The sequence below is a fragment of the Vibrio sp. V10_P2A27P122 genome, from assembly GCF_963874335.1.
In the GTDB taxonomy this organism is placed as follows: Bacteria; Pseudomonadota; Gammaproteobacteria; order Enterobacterales; family Vibrionaceae; genus Vibrio; species Vibrio anguillarum.
The window spans coordinates 1-9,825 of record NZ_CAWNHY010000034.1 but is presented as its reverse complement, the minus strand read 5'-3'; the positions used below and the strand labels follow the sequence as shown (position 1 = coordinate 9,825).

Sequence of the window (9,825 nt, the reverse complement as noted above, 5' to 3'; positions counted from 1 at the left end):
CCCATGCGGTGTTGCGTTTAAAGGAGCACCATCCGGGTGACAAAGACTATTTTGATGGTATTGAATTACAAGAAGATGCGTTTGAAACAATTAACGCGAACGTGATCAATATGCTGCAAAAATCGATGAACGCTTTTCACGATCTCAATGCACACGATGCGCTAGAAGCAGCAATGTTAGATAAACAAATCGACAACAGCTACGGCGATATTTTGCGTCAAAATGATAAAGATATGCTGGTGCAAGGCACTCACTATCAAACCATTTTGGAGATCACGTGGATAGGTCGCGCGGTCGAACGGATTGGCGATCACGCGCGCAACGTTTGTGAGTACACGATTTATTTTGTGACTGGCTTGGATGTTCGTCACCAAAACGATCAAGCGATTGCGGAGCTTTTGGCAAGCCCCAAAAACCAGTCGTCATGATATGACGGGTAGTAAAAAAGGCTGCTCTCCATCGCAGCCTTTTTGTTTTTGGAGCACTGTCGAATGTTACTTACTCATCAACCAAGCCTCCCTACTGGATTGCAGTGGTGTTAGTTACCTAGGTTAATTCTAATTACATTGTTGCATTCTTATCGGGATGAACTCATTGACTGCTTAATGGCAAGATCATGACGTTTGTGAATTGGTTATTGATTGTGCGCTTTAATACCATGATGGGGAGGATAGTACTTCTTCTTCATTCGTAATGCGACGTTGACCAAAGCAATTAAAACGGGCACTTCAACCAAAGGTCCAATAACGCCTGCAAATGCTTGATCAGAGTTTAATCCAAATACAGCGATTGATACGGCGATAGCCAGTTCGAAGTTATTGCCCGTTGAAGTAAAGGCGATAGAAGCATTTTGGTCGTAAGGGATCCCCATACGTTTCCCGATGTAGAAGCTCACAAAAACATCACCATAAAATAGATGATCAGTGGCACTGCAGTACGGAACACATCCATCGGTAACTCGATGATCATTTCACCTTTCAGACTAAACATCAAAACGATGGTTGCCAAAAGCGCAATCAGGGTGATTGGCGAAATACGCGGGATGAAGACTTCGTTGTACCACTGTTCACCTTTTGCTGAAACTAATAGTTTACGGCTTAAGAAACCCGCTAAGAAAGGGATGCCTAAATAAATTAAGACGCTTTGTGCAATATCCCAGATAGTGATGTCAACAACGAAACTTTCAAGGCCAAAGTAAGGGGGTAAAACAGTAATAAACAGCCACGCCATAAAACTATACGTGACAATTTGAAACGCGCTATTTAATGCAACCAAAGTTGCACCGTACTCTTTGTTTCCGCCGCTGATATCATTCCAAACCAACACCATAGCGATGCATCGAGCAAGGCCGATCAGAATGAGTCCTACCATATAACTAGGTTGATCGCGTAAGAAAATGATGGCTAATGTGAACATCAAAATCGGTCCCACGAGCCAGTTCATCACTAAAGAAAGCATTATCGCGCGTTTGTCACGAGTTACTTCGCCTAGAAGGCTATAATTTACTTTCGCTAATGGAGGGTACATCATTAGGATTAGGCCAATAGCAAGCGGGATATTGGTTGAACTACAGATAGGCTTTCGTTCCACTGAGCCGACAGAGGGAAGCACACTCCAATCCCGACACCAACGGCCATTGCAAGAAAAATCCATACGGTTAGATATCGATCTAGGAAACTCATTTTTTCAGATGCGCTGGTTTCGCCACAGCTTGAGATATTACTCATACAGACCTCTTTAATATGAAATTGATAAACCAACTGAATAGAGCATTATTCACTTATACCATTCGAGAATGTTTTGCCTTTGATGAACTGCAACTCTGGCTCGATAAGTGCCAAATTATGCTTGAGGGTTATCTCCAGCACTTGCTTAACCCAAGGAGCTAACCTGGGATTGATTCGGTAGTAAACCCACTTACCACGTCGCTCATCCATAACAAGCTCGTGCTTTCGCAGTTCGGCAAGATGCCGAGAGACTTTGGGTTGACTGAGATTAAGCGCCTCCATGAGATCACACACACAATTCTTCTTGTTTCTGCATTAACAGCAGAGACTTAAGCCGAGTTTCTTCAGCAAATGCTTTGTAAAGAAGGATTGGATCAAACATAGGAACTATTCAACGCAATAAAACATATGAAATATCATATGTTTTATCTTCCGTATGTATCAATTATTCAATTAAACATGTTCTTCTGAGAGATAAGTTAGTTTGGGAAAAGTAAGTCGATGTCAAATGGCTGTCTTAATGTTGAGACCAAAATAGGGACAGACCTAAGGTGGAGCTTGCTCATACCCCTCAATTTGAAATGTTTCAATAGTTCATTATTAGGTGTACCTTGGCGCGAACATGATGATAGCCATGCCGATCAGCGCTACCGTCACACCGACTATGTCCCATAAAGTTGGTCGAATACCATCAACTATCCACAGCCATAGTATTGCTACGAAAATGTAAACCCCACCGTAGGCAGCATAAACCCTACCAGCCGCTGTTGGGTGAAGAGAAAGCAACCAAGCAAATAGTGCTAGGGATAGAGCTGCTGGTAGTAAAAGCCAGACAGATTTCCCGTCTTTCAACCAGAGATAAGGTAGATAACACCCCAATATCTCTGCTACTGCTGTAATAAAGAACAACCCGATAGTTTTTGCTTCTACCAACTCAATTTCCTCATATTATTTATAACCGATTTAGCACTGAATATCACAATTGTAACGTTCAGCTCTCAATGATGCAGTCTTTTGGCTATTGCTTCAATTTATGAACCCAGACACAACAAAGAACAACTGATAAATTTCTTAAAAGCAACATTTCGCCCTGACACGGTTCCACCGTTCATCAGAGATAAGTTTTATTAGGGCTACGCATAGTACAGTTGACAATAGTGCTCTTTGCCGTAAAGAAGGAATGGGGCAAAAACTTGCTAAGAGAGCGGTTGGTCTAATGCCCGCTCTCGCTTCCTCATCGTATCCACCTTCAGATATATGTTATCTAGAAAAACGCAAATAACAGGCAATAGCGGCTTGTTAGATTGAGCCTACAAACCGCATTATTACATCAATCGATATCACTTCTAGCGGCATCAACGGCTAGTGAGTCCGCTATCTCATTCCCTCTGACACCAAAATGCGCTCTAACCTTTTTGACTTCGACGTACCTTTCAGAGAGAAGAGCATCGACTGTCTACCACAAGCGGCTATTTAAAATCGTGCTTTAATCCGCTCTACGCCAGTTTTTCTTCTTCCAGCTATCACAATGTCTGAAGGCAGTGAAGCCAGCAAAGAAAAGTAACTTCACCAGCAGCGGTAAAAATAACAATGGGGAGCGTGATGCTCCCCATTCTTTTTTGCTTCTATACACCAGTTTGAAGGTATATGTTATCGATAAAAAACACTCTTGACCTTGGTAGAACCAACTTCATATAAGACTTGAATAGTATGACCATTCACAGACTTGTACTTGTCCCAAGCTCCGACAACACCAAGTACTGGTACTTTTTTCTCTAACATCGATTCAACAGGCTTCCCCATCATCTGATGAACTAGTTCCTTGGATGAGATATTCTTTAAGTCATCCATAAAGAAGTTAGGATTCGTGGCAACAATCAATTTTAGAACGCTGCTGTTTGCGTCAAATTGAAACTCCAGCCCATTATCAAAAGTTCGAATGTAAAATTCTTCAGTGTAGCCATCCATCGTCGATGGCACATTACCTGTTATTAACGCTGCAAACTTAGGGTTTTTCACAAGGTCTTGATAAGTGCAGCCAATAAAATCTAAATAGTTCATCTAATACCATCCGTTTGCTTTATTTAAGCGGTGGAGCTCTTCTCTAGCGTCCTCAAGTTGCTCATCAGTGTAGCCATTTTCTTTTAAACATGTCTTAATCGCATCAAAATTCGAATTTACTGCCGCATCTAGATCACCTGAATCAACTTGCTGCTTTTCAAGTTTATTTCTTCCACCATATGTTTCACTACACTTTTGATGAATCTCTCTCGGGATCGCTACTCCAGCACCTGAGTTAATAATTTCTTTCTTTTCATCAGCAGTTAAAGGACGTCCAAGCATTTCTTCCGCAGCTCTTAACAATGCCGCCTGAGATGGAATATGATCTATATCCATTCCATCCTTTTTGCTTCTTGGCGCTAAGTCGCCATAAGTGCCTACTTCCAGTGGTTTTACCTTAGTAATTCCAGCACTACGCTTATTAAATACTAAGTACAAGGAGGACACGCCAGAATCCGCAGGGAAAGTCACAATATACTCAGCAAGCTCTTCCTCGGGATAGAGCGCTGTACCTATCTCTTGTTCATGCTCTTCAATCGGGCGCACCCAAATGTTGTGTACATCGAGCTGATCATTTTCGGGCAATACAGTATCAGGTGTTAGTACATCCGTTGAGCCATCCGGTGTCCATGTAATGGTAATCCCATTCTCTAGTTCAGCAACAAAGTGCTGTCCTTTCTGTACCGCCTCACGCTTCGCAACTCGCTCACCATAGGCGCTACCGTCTCCCGTTTTGATGCCGACCACTTGCTGTTTACCATTCTCGTCTGTGTACATATTGAAACGCACACGCATCGTCGTAGTGTCACCAGTCACAAAATCTGGATTTCCGTCTAAGGTGCCATCACCAAGCTGAGACGGCCATAAGGCGGCCACTAGAAAGCCCCCCATTCGCGCAAAGCCTGCTAACGCTTCTCCTGAAATCGACCATGTGCCTATCGTATTGGTCGTATTGCTACTGAGAATGCCAAGGTTCGTTGCTGCACCATTTGCGGGGATCGCAAGGAGTGCCGTTTTACCATAATCGGTTGCTTTAGAAGCCGTGGTGATGGTGGTTAAGTTCGTGACGGGCAATTCTTTCTCAAACAGACTATCGCTGTTTATCGCCTTAAACTGAGTTCCTGAGATAAGCGAGTCAGAGTGATCATAATGCGTGTTCGCCAAGCAGCTATAGGTGCAAGGGGAAAGCGGAGGTAAATCGGTCGCTTTTTCTGGAGTGCTCTGGTTTTCTTCGACGGCCTTAACGGTCAGCGTATCCCCGACTTTCAATGACATCGGGTCAGCGTTGTACTGCGGATTCAAATCCAGTAATTGTTTCGCCGACAAGCCATATTGCTCTGCAATGGTTCCCCATGATTCTCGTTGGTTGGTTTTAGAATCCGTCCCAACAGTATGCGTTTCTGGTTTACTCCCTGCTTTCTCTGTGTCTGAGGGTTGAGTGGTTTGTCTTTTTGCAACAGATTGCTTGGGTGCAGCAAGCAATCTGTTGATATCGAGCTTGATACCATGTTGAGCCAACCAGTCATCATTGAGGTTGTCGAGTTCTTCTCGGGTAATTTGTCGTTCAAGATAAATCAGATGTTGGTTTTCAACGTCTTTACCTTCGAGCTTCCAGTAAACCAGAATGGCACTTTGATAGATGTTGTAGCCTTGCTCATCATTGAGCTGCTCGTGAGTGGAACGTGTCGCGTAGAAGGCCCACTTGCCATTTCCAAGCAGCTTGTACTCTTGAACTAAACGGCCATTATAGAAATGGTAGTAGTAGCCTTCTGTTGGTAGCCCCAAACGCTCACCAAGCTGCACTGACGGAACAACAGGGATAAAGGCCTCTCGTACTACACCAGAACCTATAGGCTTTACCTGCACATTGTCGGGGACACTCATTCCCAGAGCATTGGACGCTACTTTAGCGACTAATTTTTTCGGTTCATCAAAGGCGGTATGAGCGGTATATTTTGTACCGTGCTCGGTTGCCTCCGTCTGCCAGCGGCCAATCAGGGCTTCTTGTTGGGTTTTCGCCAGTTCAAACGCATACCCCACGCTTTTTCTAAACGTCTCATCTGAGCACGCCACTTCAAAGCAATATTCGTATTGCAGTTTTGGGGGTGCATCGGAGGTATCGGGTTTCACGGGCTCAGGAACATAGGTTTCTTCAATGTTAGGCGCATAGCCCGCGGCGTTTTGAGTGGGCGCAGCACTGCCAGCCGCACCGCCTAACATTCTCGTTCTGGAAAGGTAGGCACTTTTCGCTTCTGGCGATAACACCTCTTGCCCTTCCGCCGACAAGCTCCATGATTGGCTCATGCCATCTCGGAGCATCACAGGCTTCGAAGGGGAATCGGTCAATAGTGCTAACTCACCACTTTTCAGCTTGTCCATAAAACTGGAATAGCTCATCCCCCGAGGGAGTGCTGAGCCTAACGCTCTTTCGTCCAGCTTTCCAATATCACCTTCAACCTGACCAAACTCATATGCCATCAGTTCGGTTAACCGTACCACTCGATAACCCACAGTTAAATCCATCCGCTACTTTCAATGGATGTATTCTACCTAAGCTGCGGGAGTTGCAGGATTTATAACCATAAGTTCTGTCTACCAATTGCAGACATTGTGATTTTCACCCACTGGAACCAAACCTATTGATAATGACTTCATCATTAACCAACGTATCCCAAACAAAAAATAGGGCATAGCTTGAGAGGTGCTACCCTCCCAAACTATGACTTCTTGTATTAGTCAGCTTCCGCCGCTTCAACCGCCAACAGGTCAGCTCTTTCATTCCCTTCAATGCCCGAATGTGCTTTGACCTTAAATACCTCGACATACTTCCTAGAACTCAATTCGTCCACTTGTTGCCAAAGCTGGCGGTTTTTAACCGGTTTCTTATCCGCTCGACGCCAACCTCGGTCTTTCCAATCGTCCATCCAAATGTTGAAACCTTTCACACAGTAATCGCTGTCCGAATAGATAACATCCCCATCTTCTGCGTATTCCAATGCTTCAATTAAGGCCAGTAGTTCCAGTTCAGCATTGTCGGTTTTTCGATTGATGGTAAAGCTCTCTTCATGAACAATCTCATTGTCTTCATCCATAACCACCAGCCCAATGCCACCTCGTGTACATCCGTATTGGTTGTTTGGTGCAGCGCCGTCTACGTAAATTGAATAGCTCATTTTTTATCTCTCTCTAATTGTAAAAAGGGCGCATGACTTTGCTTAGCCAGCGCCCTGTTGATGATGTGATTTGCTGTTTGTGTTACTGAAAGGATTCTTGGTTGTCTCGCAGTGCTAGACGTTGCTCCATCCATTCCTCTATTTCACTTTCGACCCAAGCCACGGCACGTCCACCGAGTGGGACACTCTTCGGAAAATCGGTTTCATCAGCCATGAACTTGTAGATAGTGGAGCGGCCTAGCCCTGTTAGTGACATCACGTCTTTAAGTCGTAGAAATTTCATTTTCACTGGGAATCGTCTCCTTCTTTGTATATACCCATGTGATAAGCCGCCATTGTAAAAAAATGCAGTCGGTCTATTCCAAGCTAGAGCCAAAGCAGTAACGCTTTTCTTTCCACGCTTCAGCAAGACTGCTCATGCGGTGGAAGACAGTGTTCTTTATGTTGACGTCTTTGCTACGACAACGAGTCCCTACCCCATAATTGCCTCGGTCATTGAGGAACACCAATGAACGCGCTTCGCCGCTGTAGTGCTTTTCTATCGCTTCTTGCCAAGCCCCTTTAAGATGCTCCACCAATTCGTTGCGCTTATCCCAACAAATAGCGGGACCAAAGTGCTGGCTATAGTCACTAAACAGCATCACGCGATAGTTGTGGGATGGCACCTTGTCTTCCCGCTTACGCCATACATAAAACAGAGAATCCGTATCAAGCTTTTCTTTAAGCAGATTAAAATAATCGTTGAGGATACTGAGGTCGGTATCTTGATGGTCTTCTGGCAAAAACAAGTCCAAACGTGTGGCGAGAGCGATGTCAAACTGACTGAGTGCCTGCTCAAAGACATCGACCATTGAGGTCAGTGCTGACTCGTATAACCCCTTGTCGCTGTAATACAGCGGGTAATCTTCAAAAGTTCTATCAAGGGTAATGCTTGGGAGGTAGGTTCTATTCGCCATGAGTAATGCCTTTTTGTGTGTGAATGACATAGGCATTGCTCGCGCTGTATTTTTTAGGTGAGTCGTGACTGCAACCAAAGCTCTTGTTGACGTGATCGTTCCGGTTGGCAATGGGCTTCGCGAGACGACTGATTCGATAGAAGAACTCGTTTAACTGTAGCGGGAACATTTCAGCGTCAGACAACAGCTCAAAACCTTCATTGCTAGGGGAATAAGCTAATCCTGAGCATGGTTGGCTGTAATAAGCTTCAACCACCCTATCCCATGTTTTCCTCACTTTTTTGTAGAGAAAGCGGCCCCAACCCTCTCGACCAGTGCCTAAGTTTTGAAAGAGATCCCTATCAAAGAGCAAGATAAGATGATGGTGATCGCAGGTGGACTCACTCGCCGTCGTCCAGATATAGCGAATGACCGTTTGTTGGTATCGATAAGTTCTGTCGGTGTATTTGTCTCTACAGAGCTCATTAGTCTCCGATTCTAAAATACGAAAGAAATGGGCAAACACCGCTAGGTAATCTTCCCCGAAGTCACTCGGTAGGTTTAGGTTGATGTGAACAGCAAAGATTCTTGGGTATTGGTTTAGTGCTTCAGTCAGCACTCGGTCTATCTCCTCTAGGTATTCGAGAACGAGACCATCCTTGTGGTAGTAGAGTGGCTTTCCATTAAAGGTTCGGTCATAAGTGATGGTGTGGTGGTTAAGAGCATCTGAACGACTATGAGTAACGTTAAGTTGATGAGTCATGATTGGTTCCTGTGGTTTGTTGTGATTCCCACAGGAACTGTTTCCAACGTAATTTTTAAGGGGATTAAGAGCTAGTAGCGAAGTTTCTCATAGTCCCTCCGTATACCTTTGAATTAGGTTTCGCGAAATAACACACCCTTTTGAATAGCTCATTCTTCGATTGTTCAATATCCGATGCTTTCAGGTTTAAGCGATACACACCATTCTTACAGAAATGAACTAATGCTGGTTTCTCCTGTTTGATTGCACTGCACCATGCTTGCTTAATCAAGTCGGCTAGAGAGCCGTCTGACGCCCCTACATCCCCGAGTTGATAATAGATATCTTTGTTCAGGAAAAGTGCAACGTGGTAGTGGTACTGCTCAGAGGTATTCTTCTCTTTTGCCCAGATGTAACTGGTCTTGTTCTTTACCCCCCTTCCCCAGCTTTTCTCTTTACGTTTTATATCTACGTCTAATTTGGCATTTAGGGATTTGAAGAATCGAGTGATGACGTTCGAATCTGCATCATCGAAATCTTCGGGTAAGTGTAGGTCTATCCGAAAGACGGATAGCCTAGGATGATACTTCAATGCTTTCTCTATCAATTGAGAAATCTTGTAGAGGTAAAACTTACGATAGAAGAATCGTTGCTTTCGTTTCGTTGGTTGAGGTAAGTCGTAGTTGTTGAATTTATCTTCAGATGTGTACTGGTGATTCATGGTGTTGTTATCCCTATTCGTGTGTCTCTCATACACACAGGGAGTAACGTTAATTTTAGTAGTTGGTAGTTATGTATATTACCTATACCAACAAGTTAAAAATAACTTCCACACCAAAACCATAGCATAAATTCAGATTCACCTACCAATAATCATATCAAACTCAACTTACACCATCTATATCACTACCCATATATTACTTTCATCATAAATCACCAACTCGAAACTTAAATATTAATATCACATTAAATTTCAACCATGCTAATATAATAATTGACATAGCAGTAAAAATTCAAGTAAATAAAATTAACATTTGAAAGAGTAATCTCACTCACTCATTTTTTTTCAAAAAAAGTTGACTAATTAAGAAAATACAGAAACGGCAAAAACCAACAAAAAAACCACATCAACCCCACAAAAAACAACAAAAATCCACTGTAAATATGTACTAAATCCGGTATATTTC

At 43.5% G+C, this 9,825-nt stretch carries 9 protein-coding genes and 3 pseudogenes; 1 reads left to right on the top strand and 11 read right to left on the bottom strand.

Features of this window, described 5'->3' with window-relative positions; all coding sequences use genetic code 11:
• Nucleotides 1-428 (top strand): phosphate signaling complex PhoU family protein (locus AACQ17_RS02265; RefSeq protein ID WP_276206503.1); only part of this gene is annotated, 428 nt, incomplete at its 5' end.
• Between the two features lie 206 nt (nucleotides 429-634).
• Here AACQ17_RS02265 and arsB read toward each other — a convergent pair.
• The 11 genes and pseudogenes from arsB to AACQ17_RS02210 all read right to left on the bottom strand — a co-directional run bounded on the left by arsB (nucleotide 635) and on the right by AACQ17_RS02210 (nucleotide 9,359).
• Nucleotides 635-1,727: pseudogene (gene arsB, locus AACQ17_RS02260) on the bottom strand (ACR3 family arsenite efflux transporter).
• Between the two features lie 45 nt (nucleotides 1,728-1,772).
• Nucleotides 1,773-2,109: pseudogene (locus AACQ17_RS02255) on the bottom strand (metalloregulator ArsR/SmtB family transcription factor).
• Nucleotides 2,110-2,327: 218 nt separating this feature from the next.
• A complete protein-coding gene (locus tag AACQ17_RS02250; RefSeq protein ID WP_094128516.1) occupies nucleotides 2,328-2,660 on the bottom strand; it encodes a YnfA family protein in 333 nt (110 codons plus the stop codon).
• 397 nt (nucleotides 2,661-3,057) lie between these two features.
• A pseudogene (locus AACQ17_RS02245) lies at nucleotides 3,058-3,165 on the bottom strand (hypothetical protein); the annotation flags it as partial.
• Nucleotides 3,166-3,377: 212 nt separating this feature from the next.
• Nucleotides 3,378-3,788: a hypothetical protein gene (locus tag AACQ17_RS02240; protein ID WP_029827263.1), complete on the bottom strand. Its 411-nt coding sequence runs from the start codon at nucleotides 3,786-3,788 to the stop codon at nucleotides 3,378-3,380.
• Complete coding sequence (locus AACQ17_RS02235) at nucleotides 3,789-6,311, bottom strand: T6SS effector antibacterial DNase (RefSeq protein WP_094147871.1); 2,523 nt, start codon at nucleotides 6,309-6,311, stop codon at nucleotides 3,789-3,791.
• Between the two features lie 209 nt (nucleotides 6,312-6,520).
• The gene (locus AACQ17_RS02230; RefSeq protein ID WP_094147872.1) at nucleotides 6,521-6,961 is read right to left on the bottom strand and encodes a ribonuclease HI; all 441 of its coding nucleotides are present in this window, start codon (nucleotides 6,959-6,961) and stop codon (nucleotides 6,521-6,523) included.
• 82 nt (nucleotides 6,962-7,043) lie between these two features.
• Nucleotides 7,044-7,244, bottom strand: coding sequence for an AlpA family transcriptional regulator (locus AACQ17_RS02225; RefSeq protein WP_010440638.1), 201 nt, complete (start codon nucleotides 7,242-7,244; stop codon nucleotides 7,044-7,046).
• Between the two features lie 73 nt (nucleotides 7,245-7,317).
• Nucleotides 7,318-7,917 carry an inovirus Gp2 family protein gene (locus AACQ17_RS02220; RefSeq protein ID WP_094147873.1) on the bottom strand — a complete coding sequence of 200 codons (600 nt, stop codon included), beginning with the start codon at nucleotides 7,915-7,917 and terminating at the stop codon, nucleotides 7,318-7,320.
• The gene (locus tag AACQ17_RS02215; RefSeq protein WP_005496778.1) at nucleotides 7,907-8,659 is read right to left on the bottom strand and encodes an inovirus Gp2 family protein; all 753 of its coding nucleotides are present in this window, start codon (nucleotides 8,657-8,659) and stop codon (nucleotides 7,907-7,909) included. Before AACQ17_RS02215 ends, AACQ17_RS02220 begins: the two co-directional genes overlap by 11 nt.
• Nucleotides 8,660-8,723: 64 nt before the next feature.
• Complete coding sequence (locus AACQ17_RS02210) at nucleotides 8,724-9,359, bottom strand: inovirus Gp2 family protein (RefSeq protein WP_094147874.1); 636 nt, start codon at nucleotides 9,357-9,359, stop codon at nucleotides 8,724-8,726.
• Nucleotides 9,360-9,825: the final 466 nt, after the last annotated feature.